The 13,722-nt window shown below is 70.3% G+C and carries 11 protein-coding genes, 1 tRNA gene and 2 pseudogenes; 10 read left to right on the plus strand and 4 right to left on the minus strand.

Translation table 11 applies throughout. The annotated features are described in order from the left end of the window. Nucleotides 1–375 (minus strand): annotated as a pseudogene (locus ACTIR_RS26365) (hypothetical protein); the annotation flags it as partial. A 373-nt stretch (nt 376–748) separates the two neighbouring features. Here ACTIR_RS26365 and ACTIR_RS0106570 point away from each other — a divergent pair. Next, a complete protein-coding gene (locus ACTIR_RS0106570) occupies nt 749–1,267 on the plus strand; it encodes a M48 metallopeptidase family protein (RefSeq protein WP_026453662.1) in 519 nt (172 codons plus the stop codon). Between the two features lie 66 nt (nt 1,268–1,333). Here the strand turns inward: ACTIR_RS0106570 and ACTIR_RS0106575 are convergent, their stop codons facing one another. Continuing rightward, nucleotides 1,334–2,761, minus strand: a complete 1,428-nt coding sequence (locus ACTIR_RS0106575) for a zinc-dependent metalloprotease (protein WP_026453663.1) — start codon at nt 2,759–2,761, stop codon at nt 1,334–1,336. Nucleotides 2,762–2,883: 122 nt separating this feature from the next. Between ACTIR_RS0106575 and ACTIR_RS0106580 the strand changes: the two genes are divergently transcribed. Further along, nucleotides 2,884–4,032, plus strand: coding sequence for a YlbL family protein (locus tag ACTIR_RS0106580; RefSeq protein ID WP_324607090.1), 1,149 nt, complete (start codon nt 2,884–2,886; stop codon nt 4,030–4,032). Nucleotides 4,033–4,042: 10 nt separating this feature from the next. Here ACTIR_RS0106580 and ACTIR_RS0106585 read toward each other — a convergent pair whose 3' ends face one another. Continuing rightward, complete coding sequence (locus ACTIR_RS0106585; protein WP_026453665.1) at nt 4,043–4,666, minus strand: PPA1309 family protein; 624 nt, start codon at nt 4,664–4,666, stop codon at nt 4,043–4,045. A 172-nt stretch (nt 4,667–4,838) separates the two neighbouring features. On the opposite strand from ACTIR_RS0106585, the gene ACTIR_RS0106590 reads away from it, so the two are divergent. From ACTIR_RS0106590 to ftsX, 6 genes are all read left to right on the plus strand, one after another. After that, nucleotides 4,839–7,808 (plus strand): UPF0182 family protein, encoded by a 2,970-nt coding sequence (locus ACTIR_RS0106590; RefSeq protein ID WP_026453666.1) that lies wholly within the window; start codon nt 4,839–4,841, stop codon nt 7,806–7,808. Between the two features lie 223 nt (nt 7,809–8,031). Next, nucleotides 8,032–8,108, plus strand: a tRNA-Met gene (locus ACTIR_RS0106595). Nucleotides 8,109–8,265: 157 nt separating this feature from the next. Beyond that, nucleotides 8,266–8,766: a PadR family transcriptional regulator gene (locus ACTIR_RS0106600; RefSeq protein WP_026453667.1), complete on the plus strand. Its 501-nt coding sequence runs from the start codon at nt 8,266–8,268 to the stop codon at nt 8,764–8,766. A 100-nt stretch (nt 8,767–8,866) separates the two neighbouring features. Beyond that, nucleotides 8,867–9,973, plus strand: a complete 1,107-nt coding sequence (gene prfB / locus ACTIR_RS0106605; RefSeq protein ID WP_026453668.1) for a peptide chain release factor 2 — start codon at nt 8,867–8,869, stop codon at nt 9,971–9,973. Between the two features lie 156 nt (nt 9,974–10,129). Further along, entirely contained in the window at nt 10,130–10,819 is a 690-nt protein-coding gene (gene ftsE, locus ACTIR_RS0106610; protein WP_007023811.1) for a cell division ATP-binding protein FtsE, read from the plus strand. A gap of 102 nt (nt 10,820–10,921) precedes the next feature. Further along, entirely contained in the window at nt 10,922–11,818 is an 897-nt protein-coding gene (gene ftsX / locus ACTIR_RS0106615) for a permease-like cell division protein FtsX (RefSeq protein ID WP_026453669.1), read from the plus strand. Between the two features lie 73 nt (nt 11,819–11,891). Here the strand turns inward: ftsX and ACTIR_RS0106620 are convergent, their stop codons facing one another. After that, the gene (locus ACTIR_RS0106620; RefSeq protein WP_026453670.1) at nt 11,892–12,878 is read right to left on the minus strand and encodes a helix-turn-helix transcriptional regulator; all 987 of its coding nucleotides are present in this window, start codon (nt 12,876–12,878) and stop codon (nt 11,892–11,894) included. Nucleotides 12,879–12,970: 92 nt separating this feature from the next. Between ACTIR_RS0106620 and ACTIR_RS27805 the strand changes: the two are divergent. Together ACTIR_RS27805 and smpB are read left to right on the plus strand one after the other, a co-directional pair. After that, a pseudogene (locus ACTIR_RS27805) lies at nt 12,971–13,105 on the plus strand (NAD(P)H-binding protein); the annotation flags it as partial. A gap of 93 nt (nt 13,106–13,198) precedes the next feature. Next, on the plus strand, nt 13,199–13,681 hold the full coding sequence (gene smpB, locus ACTIR_RS0106625) for an SsrA-binding protein SmpB (protein ID WP_007023815.1): 483 nt from the start codon (nt 13,199–13,201) through the stop codon (nt 13,679–13,681). Nucleotides 13,682–13,722: the final 41 nt, after the last annotated feature.

The raw sequence follows: 13,722 nt of genomic DNA on the forward strand, positions 1-13,722 counted from the left end.
GTCGGCCCGCCCTCGGGAGACGGCCACCATCCCCGGCCGGGGTTCGTGCTGCCTGCCGTGCCCGCCCGTCGGGGCGGTGTCCTCGACGAGCCCCCGCCGGAGAAGGTCGGCGAGCACCGCGTGCAGCCTGCCCGCGTGCGCGTCCGTCGCCTGGGCGAACAGGGTCGACAGGCCCCGCCTGCCGTCCAGCGTGCGCAGGATGTCGACGAGGACCGGTGCGAGGCCGGTCACCACGACGGCGCGTGCCGGATCGAGACCGATCTGGACCTCGTCGGCACGGCGGTCCACCACCTCCAGCCCGGGCAGCAGTCGCGGCCGGCGCGGCAGCGGCAGGTTCGGTGGTGCGGGGTCGGGCACGGTTGCGCTGGTCGTCATGCGCACAGCGTGAGACCGACGGGGGGCGGGCGCACGCGCGGTGACCGGAGTTGTCCACAGCAGGCTCGCGGGTGTGGACAACTCCCGGAGTGTGATGTTGTCAGCCTCGTCGTTGTCGGAGTCCGGCCTTACCGTGGGGGACGTGGCCGATGCACGGGTTCCCTCACTCGGAAGTTGGGACGAGTCCCCACGACAGTCGACCCGGCGGCGGTCGGGTCAGCCGGCCCGCCGGGACCGGCGTCCGGACGGCGGCTCCCGCGGGGCGCGGAAACGAGCCGACCTGGACAGGGCCGACCCCGGTGCGCACCCCGACGGTGCCGGCCCGGACGGCACCGACCAGGACGGTGCCGACCAGGACGGTGCCGACCAGAAGGTGGAGGTGCGCCGCAGCCCCCGCCGCCGGAGGACGGTGACGGCCTACCGGGACGGCGACACGCTGGTGGTGCTCATCCCCGCCACCATGACCAAGTCGGAGGAACGGCACTGGATCGCCGAGATGCAGCGCAAGCTCCGGCGCACCGAGAACAGACGGGGCGCACCGGCCCGCGCCTCCGACGAGGCGCTGCTTCTCCGGTGCACGGAGCTGTCCCGGCGGTACCTGGACGGCACCGCGCAGCCGGCCAGCGTGCGATGGGTGCCCCCCATGCGCACGCGGTGGGCGTCGTGCACCCCCCGGGACCGCACGATCCGGGTCAGCGAGCGGCTGCGCACCGTGCCGTCCTGGGTACTGGACTACGTCCTCGTCCACGAGCTGGCCCATCTCCGGGTCGCCGAGCACAACGCGCGATTCTGGGCGTTGGTACGGCGTTATCCGAAGACCGAACGTGCCATCGGTTTTCTGGAGGGGCTGTCGTCGGCGGAGGGACCGCGCACACCGGCCCCGGACGACTGAGCGGGCACCGCACCGTGCGGGCAAGGACGACCGGACGGCCCCGGCGCACCCGGTCGCGCGGAGGTCTCAGCCGTCCGTGCCGGGGTCGCCCTCCCGCCGGTGCCGGTCCCGGTCGTCGTCGGACGCGGTGTCGGCCGGACCGCCCTGGTCGGGCTCGGCCCGGTCCCGCTCGGCCTGTTCCTGTTCCGCGCGGCGGGTCCGTTCGAGCTCCGCGATCGGGTCGAGGTCGTCGCCGGTGGCGCCCCCGGTGCGGAGCCGTTCCGCGAACCCGGCCGGGTCGTCCAGGTCGTCGCCGGTCGGCATGAGGTCCGGGTGCGACCAAAGGTTGTCCCGGGCGTCGGTGCCCGCGCGGGAGCCGACCTCGCTCCACAGCTCCGAGGCGGCCCGCATCCGCCGCGGCCGCAGTTCCAGCCCGACCAGGGTGGCGAAGGTCTGTTCGGCCGGCCCGCCGGTCGCGCGCCTGCGTCGCAACGTCTCCCGCAGCGCGTCCGCACCGGGGAGGCGGTTCCCGATCGCGTCCGCGACCACGACGTCGACCCAGCCCTCGACGAGCGCGAGCAGCGTCTCCAGCCGCGTGAGCGCGGCCTGCTGCTCGGGGGTCGTCCGGGGTTCCAGCAGGCCGGACGACATGAGCTCCTCGATCCCCGCGGGATTGCTCGGGTCGATCTTCCCGGCGAGTTCCTCCAGGGCCGAGGTGTCCACCGAGATGCCCTGCGCGAACTCCTCCACCGTGGCGAGCAGGCGCTGACGCAGCCAGGGGACGTGCGCGAACAACCGCTGATGCGCGGCCTCCCGCGCGGCGAGGAACACCAGCACCTCGCTGTTCGGCCGTTCCAGGCCCTCGGTGAACTTCTCGATGTTCGCGGGCACCAGCGCCGTGGTGGCCTCCGGCCCGAGCGGCAGCCCGATGTCGGTGGAGGTCAGCACCTCGGAGGCGAGCCCACCCAGGGCGTTGCCGAGCTGCGAGCCGAACGCCATGCCCCCCATCTGCCCGACCATCGACAGCAGCGGCCCCGCCGCCTGCTTGGCCTCCTGCGGCAGCGCCTCGGTCCAGGCGTTCGACACCTGCCTGGCGACCGGGTCGCACAGCCGTTGCCAGGTCGGCAGGGTCCGGTCGATCCAGTCCCGCGCCGACCACGCCACCGTGCTGGACGCACCCGCGGGCAGGATGGTCGCCTCGTCCAACCACAGTTCGGCGAGGTGCGCCGCGTCCCGCACGGCCGCGTCCCCCGACTGGTCCTCGGTCGTGAACCCGATCCGGCTCCGGCTCTCGCCGCCGAGGCGCTGCACGGCGATCTGCTTGGCCAGGTCGTAGTTCACCGGACCCGACGAACTACCCGTCTGGCTCAGCATCTGCCCGAGTTGGCTGAGCATCTGCCCCAGTTGCTGGAAGGCGTCGGCGCCCGAACCGGACTGCCCGCCCTGCCCGGAAGGGTCGTTCTCGGGGCCTTTGTCGGGATCGGGGAGACCGAAGCCGAACGGTGGATTGCTCATATCCCCCACCGTACGCTGGTCGGGGCGCCGCGTACCCACCCACGGCGTGGCCGCGGCGTTCGCCGACGGCGTGCGGTGACGCCCACGTCGGGCACGATGTCGGTCACCGTACGCTGGGTCGCGTGAGTGAGCCTTCGGACAGGGAGACACCGGCCCGTCACCCGCACGCCGACGGTCCTCCCCCCACGGCGCCGGAGTCCGGGGACGGGGAGCGTCCCCGGGGCAACGCCCGGCGGTTGTCCCGCCGCGGGTGGACGTTGGTGCTCAGCGGCGTGCTGGTGCTGGTGTTCGCCTTGGTGGGGTCCTTCGTGCGGGTTCCCTACGTCGCGCTCGGACCGGGGCCGACCTACGACACGCTGGGCACGGTGGACGGACAGGAGATCGTCACCGTGGACGGGGAGACCAGTTACTCCTCCGACGGTGAGCTCCGGATGACCACCGTCTCCCTGAACGACGACGTGACCCTGTTCGGGGCGCTCGGGCTGTGGGTGAGCGGTCGGTTCGCGCTGGCCCCCCGGGAGAACTACTTCCGGCCCGGCCAGACCGACGAGGAGGTCCGGCAGCGCAACCTGCAGCAGTTCCAGCGCTCGCAGAGCAACGCGGAGGTCGCGGCGCTGCGGGAGCTCGGACACCCGGTCCACGTCCGGGTCGACCGGATCACCGACGGCAGTCCCGCGGACGGCGTGCTCGAACCCGGTGACCGGCTGCTGGCGGTCGACGGGCGGCAGGTCTCCGACACCGCCGACGTGTACGAGGCCCTGTCCGACACCCGGCCCGGGCAGCAAGTCTCGCTGACCTTCTCCGGGGAGGGCGGCCGGGAACGGACCGAGTCCGTGACACTGGCGAACCGGCCGGACGGACGCCCCCAGGGTTTCGTCGGCTTCGTGCCCACCGGACACGCCGAGGTCCCCTTCGAGATCGACATCGCCCTGGACAACGACGTCGGCGGGCCGTCGGCGGGCCTGATGTTCGCGCTGGCGATCGTGGAGCGGTTGACCCGGGACGATCTCACCGGGGGCGCCCGGGTCGCGGGCACCGGGGAGATCGATGCGCAGGGCAACGTCTCGGAGATCGGCGGGATCTCGTTCAAACTGGTCGCGGCCCGCGAGGCCGGCGCGACCGCGTTCCTCGTGCCGAGCGGCAACTGCGACGAGGCGGTCGCCGCCGCACCGGACGACCTCCGCCTGATCGACGTGTCCACCCTCGACGACGCCATCCGCGCTCTCGAGGCGCTGGAGAACGGTCAGCCCGTGGAGTCCTGCGCGGGCTGACCCGCGCCGCTCACGGCTGGAACGTCGCGTGCAGGGCCCGCACCAGGTTCGGAGCGAGGTCCGGATGCTCGACGATCTCGTCGGTGCCCTCCACCGACGCACGGTCGGCCCCGTCCGACGGGGCCTGCGCGGGCGGCTGGACGCCGCGCAGACGCATCACGCAGGACGCCTCGCCGTCCCGCAGCACGGCGGCGACCAGCCGGGCCTCGGTCCTGCTGGGGTGATCGGCCGCGGCGCGGCGGAGCCGTTCGAGGTCCTCCTCGTCCGGGTCCCGCCCGTCCGTGCCCGCCGCACCGGAACCGCCGACGTCGGGCAGTTCGGACTCCGCCTCCGGCGGCAGCACGACGATCTCCTGCGCCAGTGCGCAGCCCTGCACGAGGTCCGGCCAGGCGATCCGCCCGAGGGCCTCGGCGAGATCGCCCTCCGGCAGGTCCTCCTGGGCGACCGGGGTGAACTCGCTGTCCGGGTCGAGCTGCGCGGCGAGTTCGGGCTGTTGACGCAGGATCTCGGCGGTCGCCACGAGCGCGAACAACCGGGTCGGCTGATTCCAGCCCCCCGAGGCCACGAACTCCTCGACCTCGCGTGCCGAGGCGGCTACCCTGGCCGAACCCGCCCGCTCCTCGCTGTCGCTCATGGCACCATCCTCGCAGGCGGCCGCGCAGCCCGTGCGGACGCCCGATTTGGGGGGCTTCGGGAACCCGGGCGCCTCACCGTAGAGTTGAGTGAACAGGGACGTTGCCGTCAGCAGGGATGCTGCGGGCGTCGGCGTTCCGCCAGTATCCGTCCGATCACGGGGAGTGTGCGTAGTGGCCACCCGGCCTCCTGCCAGTCTGCCGAAACTGTCCCGGCGCGCCCGCGTGCTGCTCGCCGTCGCGGCCGCGGTCGTGCTGCTGCTCCTGCTCGGTGCCCGGCTGCTCGACACCTACGTCGACTGGCTGTGGTTCGGCGAGGTCGACGCACGCGGGGTGTTCAGCACCATCCTGTTCACCCGCATCGCGCTGTTCGTCACCACCGGCGCGCTGGTCGGCGGGCTGCTCGGGTTGAACCTGTGGCTCGCCTACCGGTCCCGGCCGATCTTCGTGCCGGTGTCCGGTACCGAGGATCCGCTCGCGCGGTACCGGACCCTGGTCAGCGCCCGCGCGAAGTTGTTCGGCATCGGGATTCCCGTGCTCGTCGGTCTCATCGCGGGCGCGAGCGGCCAGGCCAACTGGCGGGTCGTGCAGTTGTTCATGAACGGGTCCGAGTTCGGCTGGACCGACCCCGTCTTCAACATGGACGCGAGCTTCTACACCTTCAGCCTGCCGTTCTACGGGTGGTTGCTCGGGTGGCTGTTCGTCGCCCTGGTCGTGTCGTTCCTCGGTGCGGCGGCCACCCACTACCTCTTCGGCGGTATCCGGTTGGCCGGTCGCGGGGGGCAGATCTCCGGCCCGGCGAAGGTGCACCTGCTCGTGCTCGTCGGCGTGTTCGTGCTGTTCAAGGCGGCGGAGTACTTCCTCGCCCGCTACGAGCTGCTGTGGTCGAACCGTAACGACCTGTTCACCGGTGCCTCCTACACCGACCTCAACGCCGTGCTGCCGGCGCAGCTGATCCTGCTGATCATCTCGGTCCTGATCGCGATCACGTTCTTCGCGGGTGCGTTCCTGCGCAACATCCAGCTGCCCGCGATCGGGCTGGTGCTGTTGCTGCTGTCCGGCCTGGTGCTGGGCGTGGCCTGGCCCGCCGTGCTCGAGCAGTTCTCGGTGCGGCCGAACGCCAACGAGAAGGAGGCCGCCTCGATCGAGCACAACATGGCGGCCACCAAGCACGCGTTCAACCTCGACGAAGAGGTCATGAACGTCAAGAACAACTACACCGGCAACTCGGACCCCACCTCGGAGGAGGTGCGCAACGACACGGGCACGGTCCCGAACATCCGGCTGCTCGACCCGAACGTGCTGAGCCCGACCTTCACCCAGCGGGTCGGCCGGGAGAACTTCTACGGGTTCCCGGAGAAGCTGGACATCGACCGTTACGAGGTGGACGGCGAGAAGCAGGCCTACGTCGTCGCCGCCAAGGAGATCAACACCGACGGGCTGGCCGAGAACCAGCGCACCTGGGTCAACCGGCACCTGGTGTACACGCACGGCAACGGCTTCGTCGCGGCACCGGCGAACACCATCGACCGTGCGCTGGAGGACGGCAACAGCGACGGTGGGTATCCGCTGGCGCGGACCAGTGACACCCAGGATCCGGACGGCTCCGGCATCCAGGTGGATCAGCCCCGGATCTACTTCGGGCAGCTGGCCACCGACTACGCGATCGTCGGCGGGACCCAGGGCGAGGCGCCGGGTGAGTACGACACGGCCAACGACCGCACCTACCTCTACGACGGTGCCGGCGGGGTGCCGATCGACAACATGTTCAACCGCGCGGTGTTCGCGGCCCAGTACGGAGAGCGCAACATCCTGTTCTCCGAACAGATCAGCGACGGCGCGAAGATCATGTACAACCGGGATCCCGCCGACCGGGTCGAGAAGGTGGCCCCGTGGCTGACCGTGGACGAGGACCCGTACCCGGCGGTGATCGACGGGAAGATCAAGTGGATCGTCGACGGCTACACCACGCTGAACAACTTCCCGTACGCCCAGCGGACCTCGCTGGGGGACGCGACGGAGGACTCGCTGACCGGCGTCCCCCGGCAGCAGGACAACCAGATCAACTACATCCGCAACTCGGTGAAGGCCACCGTCGACGCCTTCGACGGCACGGTCGAGCTCTACGAGATGGATCAGCAGGATCCGGTGCTCGACACGTGGATGGACATCTTCCCCGGGAAGGTGCAACCGCACTCGGAGATCAGCGACGAGTTGCGGGAGCACTTCCGCTACCCGAACGACATCTTCAAGGTCCAGCGTGAGCTGCTGACGAAGTACCACGTCAGCAACGCGCAGGAGTTCTACTCCACGCAGACGTTCTGGAACGTGCCCCAGGACCCGACCGAGGAGGGCGGGACCGACCCCACCCGGAACGTGGCCAACCAGCCGCCGTACTACCTGTACGCCCAGGCGCCCGGGCAGAACCGGCCGCAGTTCCAGCTCACCAGCGCGTTGACACCGTTGGAGCGGCAGTACCTGGCGGCCTGGATGACGGTGTCGTCCCACCCGGACAACTACGGGGAGATGACCGTACTGAAGCTGCCGACCAGCGGTGGGCAGCAGCTCGAGGGGCCGATCCAGGTCCAGAACGCCTTCCAGAGCAACCCGAAGTTCACCCAGGACCGGACCCTGCTGGGCAACGAGAGCGTCAACATCATCTACGGCAACCTGTTGACGCTTCCGGTCGCGGGCGGCTTCCTCTACGTGGAGCCCGTCTACATCCAGCAGCGCCAGGATCAGAGCTATCCGCAGCTGGCGCGGGTGCTGGTGTCGTTCGACGGACGCATCGGCGTCGCCTCGACCCTGAGCGAATCGCTGGACCAGGTGTTCGGCGAGGGCACCGGCGAGGCGGCCACCGGACCGGCGGAGGACACCGGGGACGGGTCCGAGGGCTCGCCGGACGAGCAGCAGCAGGCACCCCCGGAGGACGGTGAGCAGCCGCCCGAACAGGGGCAGCAGCCGCCGCAGGACGGGCAGAGCCAGAGCCCGGAGGCGGCCCAGGCGGTCGCCGACATCCAGGCGGCGCTGGAGAAGTTGCGGCAGGCGCAGCAGAACGGGGACTTCAACGCCCAGGGTGAGGCGCTGCAGGAGCTCGACGAGGCCGCGCGGCGGTACGAGCAGGCGCAGAACTCGGGCGGCTGAGTTCGCCCCGGTGCCCCCGGTGTCCCGACGCCCCGGCGTCGGGACACCGGGGGTGACCTGGTGATTCGCCCTTGAGGACCCCCGCTTTGCGCCGGTCGGAGGGCGTGGCGTAGAGTAGGACTCACCGGCACGGAGGAGTGAACGCCTCCCGCCGGGGCCCCACCGGAAAGGGACCCCCTGAAAGGGTCGCCCGGACGGTGAGGTAGAGTGGAAAACACACCGACGCGGGGTGGAGCAGTTCGGTAGCTCGCTGGGCTCATAACCCAGAGGTCGCAGGTTCGAATCCTGTCCCCGCTACCAGATGAAGTAGGGCCCGAGCCATGTGCTCGGGCCCTACTTGTGTGTCCGGTACGGGACGTGGCGGACCGGGTGCGCCAGGTGAACCACCTGTTCCATTGTGGACCCCTTTGCCGGGCCACAGTGGACAGAACATCGGATCCGTGGCACGGTGAGGAGCGTGTCCGATCTGAACGCGACTGCCGCAGCACTGCTTGGTCTGCTCCACGACGGTCCCGCCACCGGCGGGGAACTCGTCGCGGCGGCTGAGGAACGGTTCGGCACGTTCTTCAGGGTCACGCGGAGTCAGGTGTACCGGGAGCTCCCCGCCCTGCACAAGGAGGGTTACCTCCGGCTGGGCAAGCAGGGGCCGCGCTCCAGTCAGCAGTACATCCTCACCGCCGCGGGCAAGCGCGCCTTCAAGGCGTGGGTCACCGCCGACTCCGGTGCCGATCATCTTCGCAGCCCGCTCATCCTGCGGGTGGTCAACGCGGGCGTCCTGACGCCGAAGCAGCGCGCGAACCTCTTCGAGGCGGCCCGCGAGACCTACAAGATCGAGTTGGACGAGGCCAAGGCCGCGGTCAAGGCCGCCGGCGACCCGGTCGAGAAGGCCGTCGCGGAGTTCGGCCAGGCCTACGCCCGTGCCGCGCTCAAGCTCGTCGATTCGATCTCGTCGAGCTGACCCCGCACCCGGGTCCGGCCACCCCCGGCGGAGGGGCCCACCCGCTCCCCGGCGCGGCCGCCGACGAGTGGTCGCGTGTTTTGCCGTAACCTTGTCAGTTGTGAGTGTCGACTTCGAAACTGCGATCAAGGACCTGGGCGGCAAGCTCTCCCAGGTCGAGGCCGTCATGGATCTGGACGCGCTGCGCAAGGAGGTCGCCGAGCTCGAGCAGGAGGCCGCGCGCCCGGACCTCTGGAACGATCCCGACGCCGCGCAGAAGGTCACCAGCAGGCTGTCGCACCAGCAGGGCGCGCTCCGGAAGGTCACCGACCTGCGCCAGCGGGTGAACGACCTGAGTGTGCTCCACGAGCTCGCGGTGGCCGAGGGCGACGCCGCGAGCCGCGCGGAGGCCGACACCGAACTGGCGGAGCTGACCAGGGAGATCGACGCACTCGAGGTCCGCACGCTGTTGTCCGGTGAGTACGACGAGCGCAACGCCGTGGTGACCATCCGTTCGGAGGCCGGGGGCGTGGACGCCGCGGACTGGGCGGAGATGCTGCTGCGGATGTACCTGCGCTGGGCGGAGCGGCACAACTACCCGACCCGGATCTACGACATCTCCTACGCCGAGGAGGCCGGCATCCGGTCGGCGACCTTCAAGGTCGAGGCGTCCTACGCCTACGGCACGCTCTCGGTGGAGCAGGGCACCCACCGGCTGGTGCGGATCTCGCCGTTCGACAACCAGAACCGGCGGCAGACGTCGTTCGCGCACGTCGAGGTGCTTCCCGAGGTCGCCGAGGTGGACCACGTCGAGATCCCCGAGAAGGACATCCGGGTCGACGTCTACCGCTCCTCGGGCCCCGGTGGGCAGAGCGTGAACACCACGGACTCGGCCGTGCGCATCACCCACCTGCCGACCGGTGTCGTGGTGTCCTGTCAGAACGAGAAGTCCCAGCTGCAGAACAAGGCCGTGGCGATGTCCGTGCTGCAGGCCAAGCTGCTCCAGCGCAAGAAGGAGGAGGAGCGCGCCGAGCTGGACGCCCTGCGCGACAGCGGGTCGAGCTGGGGCAACCAGATGCGTTCCTACGTGCTGCACCCGTACCAGCTGGTGAAGGACCTGCGCACCGAGTACGAGACGGGCAACCCGACGGCGGTGCTGGAGGGCGAGATCGACCGTTTCCTCGACGCGGGTATCCGGTGGCGCAAGCAGCAGGCGGAGGCGAGCTGAGCCGCTCGGCGGCTGCCGGCTGAGCCGCTCGGCGGACGCTGTCCCGGGCCCGCCGGACGTCGTGACCCGGGGTGGGAGGCCGGCCGCACCCGGTGTGCGGAGCCGGGTGCGGAGGCAACCGAGGTTTCACGTCGGCCGACTGTAGGATGGCCGACCGTGATCCGGCTCGAGAACGTCTCCAAGGTCTACAAGACCTCGACGCGTCCCGCTCTGGAGGACATCACCGTCGACGTGGACAAGGGCGAGTTCGTCTTCGTCATCGGCCCCTCCGGCTCGGGCAAGTCCACATTCCTGCGGTTGTTGCTGCGGGAGGACGTGCCCAGCAAGGGTCGGGTGTCGGTGTCGAACTTCGACGTCGCCAAGATGCCCCGGCGCAAGATCCCCCGGCTGCGCCAGACGATCGGTTGTGTCTTCCAGGACTTCCGGCTGCTCACGAACAAGACGGTCGCCGAGAACGTCGCGTTCGCGCTCGAGGTCATCGGCAAGCCCAAGCGCACGATCGACAAGGTCGTGCCCGAGGTCCTGGAACTGGTCGGCCTGGACGGCAAGTCCGACCGGATGCCGCACGAGCTCTCCGGCGGGGAACAGCAGCGGGTGGCGATCGCGCGGGCGTTCGTCAACCGGCCCCTGGTGCTGCTCGCCGACGAGCCCACCGGGAATCTGGACCCGGAGACCAGTCAGGACATCATGCTCCTGTTGGAACGCATCAACCGCACCGGAACCACCGTGCTGATGGCGACCCACGACCACTCGATCGTGGACTCGATGCGGCGTAGGGTCGTCGAACTGGATGACGGCCGCGTGATCCGCGACGACAAGAGAGGCGTCTACGGCGTCGGACGCTGACCCCCGTCGACGTCCGACACCCCGCCCTCAGCCCCGACAGCACCGTCCGTTCCGCCAGCACCGCCCGCCCCGGCCACCCGAACCCAAGGAAACGTCCCTGAGATGCGCGCCAGCTTCGTCTTCAGCGAGGTCGTGACCGGTCTCCGCCGCAACGTCACGATGACCGTCGCGATGATCCTCACCACCGCCATTTCGCTCGGGATGTTCGGTGGTGGCCTCCTGTTCGTCCGCACCATCGACAAGATGCAGGCGAACTACCTCGACGACGTCGAGGTCACCGTCTACCTCAACGACGACATCAGCGCGAACGACGAGGACTGCACGACGTCGGCGTGCTCGTCGCTGCGGCAGTCGTTGGAGACCGACCCGGCGGTCGAGTCGGTCTCCTACGAGAACCGCTCCGAGGCCTACGCGCGCTTCCAGGAGATCTTCAAGAGCGAGCCGGACATGATGGAGCTGGCCCGGCCGGACTCGTTGCCCGCGTCGTTGCACGTCAAACTGTTCGATCCGCAGCGCAGTGACGTGATCGTGCAGGAGTACAGCGGTGACGAGGCCATCTCCAAGATCAACGATCAGAACAAGTTCCTCGAACGGTTCCTCGGCCTGCTCAACGAGGGCCGCAACGGCACCTTCCTCGTCGCCCTGATCGCCGCGACGGCCGCCGTGCTGCTGATCGCCAACACCATCCAGGTCTCGGCGTTCACCCGGCGCACCGAGGTGGGCATCATGCGCCTGGTGGGCGCGACCCGCTGGTACACGCAGTTACCGTTCCTGCTGGAGGCGGTGGTCGCCGGGGTGTTGGGTGCGTTCCTGGCGATCGGGGGCCTGGTCGGCCTGAAGTACACGGTGCTCGACCGGCTGGTGGAGCAGGTGGGCGCGATCCCGTCGATCGGACTGTTCGACATCGGCATCCACGTCGCCCCGGTGCTGTTGGCCACCTCGATCGTCATCTCCGCGGTGACCGGGTACATCACCCTGCGCCTCTACGTGCGGCACTGACGCGTCGCGCCCGGGGCGGGTGTCGGGTGGCGGAGGCTGTCGGCGGGACCGTCCGCGGACAGCCCGTCCCGCGTCACCCCCGCCGCCCCGGGTTCCCTCCCGCGCTCGCCCGTGCGGCCCGCTTCAGCCGTGCGGTCAGGGCGCCCAGGTGCTCCACCAGTTCGGGCGGCTCGACGATCTCGAACTCGAATCCGAACGCGGCGACCCAGACCGCGAGCTGGTCGAGACTGTCGGAGCCGATCCGCACCAGGCACGAGCTCTCGTCGATCGGTTCGACGAGCCCGATGGTGGGCGGGACCTCGTCGGCCACCTCCGCCGCGGACGCCCGCATCACCAGCACGGCGCGGTGGTGGAACCGGTCGACGGTCATGCTGTGGACGAAGTACCGCCCCACGTCGTCGTCGGGCAGGGGACGGGGGACGAACCGCGGTCCCGTGGGGGTGCGGGGGGAGAGCCGGTCCACCCGGAACGTGCGCCAGTCCTGACGGTCGGTGTCCCAGCCGACCAGGTACCACCGCCGTCCGCTGTGCACCAGCCGGTACGGCTCGACGTCGCGGCGGGAGGTCGTCCCGTCCCGGGCGACGTGGTCGAAGCGCAGGCGGTGGTGCTCCCGGACCGCGGTGGCGATCGCGGTGAGCGTGGCGGGGTCCACGGTCGCACCCGGTAACGGCGTGGTCACCAGTGCCGAGCTCAGCGTGGCGACGCGGTGTCGGAGGGACGCAGGCAGGACGTGGTCGAGCTTGGCGAGGGCGCGGACGGAGGTCTCCGCGATCCCGGTGACGGTGCCCGCCGCGGCGGTGCGCAGTCCGACGGCCACCGCGACGGCCTCCTCGTCGTCGAGCAGCAGCGGTGGCAGGGAGGCGCCGGCTCCGAGCCGGTAGCCACCGCCGCCCCCGCCGACCGCGTTGATCGGGTAGCCGAGTGCGCGGAGCCGGTCCACGTCCCGGCGGACGGTCCTGGGGCTCACGCCGAGTTCTCCGGCCAGTTCGGGCCCGGACCACTCCCGACGTGTCTGCAACAGCGTCAACACGCGGAGCAACCGCGCGGAGGTCTCCAACACACCCGGAGTCTCGCACGGTTCGCGGTCAGTGATCGGCCGCGAAGGTGGCTAGCGTCCGCCCCGTGCATCGTCCGCAGACGACAGGAGGAGTCATGACCGTTCTGGTGACCGGTGCGACGGGGAACGTCGGTCGGCCGCTCGTCGAGCAGCTGGTGTCCGAGGGATACCGGGTCCGCGCGCTGTCCCGCCGACCGGCGCACGCACCTCGCTCCCGTCGAGTTCATGTCGAACACGCTTGCGGCCGCCTTCGGTGGGTGAGCCGGCGTGTCGCGCCCGGTGCGGGTGGCGTCGTGGGGGACCGGACGGGATAGAGTCGGAGCATGGCCAAGGAAGTCGGTCACAAGGTGATCGTGTCGAACCGTCGTGCGCGGCACGACTACTCGATCATCGACACCTACGAGGCCGGTCTCGTGCTCGCCGGGACCGAGGTCAAGAGCCTGCGCGCGGGCAAGGCGTCGCTGGCCGACTCGTTCGCCACCGTCAGCGGTGGGGAGATCTACCTGCACAACGTGCACATCCCGGAGTACAGCCACGGGACGTGGACCAACCACGAACCCCGGCGCAAGCGCAAGCTGCTGTTGCACCGGCAAGAGATCGAGAAGCTGATCGGCAAGACGAAGGAGTCCGGCTACAGCCTGGTGCCGTTGTCGCTGTACTTCCGGGACGGCAAGGCGAAGGTCGAGCTGGCGCTGGCGAAGGGGCGCAAGGTGCACGACAAGCGCCAGGCGCTGGCCAAGCGGGACGCGCAGCGCGAGATCGAGCGGGCCATGGGCCGCGCCGCGAAGGGGAAGAACCGGCGGTGACCGACGGCGCCCCGGCCGGGGGGTCCGCCCGCGCCGCAGCG

Source organism: Saccharomonospora iraqiensis subsp. iraqiensis, from assembly GCF_000430445.1.
Classification (GTDB): Bacteria; Actinomycetota; Actinomycetes; order Mycobacteriales; family Pseudonocardiaceae; genus Saccharomonospora; species Saccharomonospora iraqiensis.

Excerpts from the sequence above, each read along its gene's own strand:
- ACTIR_RS0106575 (WP_026453663.1), bottom strand. The coding sequence starts at position 2,761 with ATGAGCAATCCACCGTTCGGCTTCGGTCTCCCCGATCCCGACAAAGGC.
- ftsX (WP_026453669.1), top strand. The coding sequence starts at position 10,922 with ATGCGCGCCAGCTTCGTCTTCAGCGAGGTCGTGACCGGTCTCCGCCGC.
- smpB (WP_007023815.1), top strand. The coding sequence starts at position 13,199 with ATGGCCAAGGAAGTCGGTCACAAGGTGATCGTGTCGAACCGTCGTGCG.
- ACTIR_RS0106585 (WP_026453665.1), bottom strand. The coding sequence starts at position 4,666 with ATGAGCGACAGCGAGGAGCGGGCGGGTTCGGCCAGGGTAGCCGCCTCG.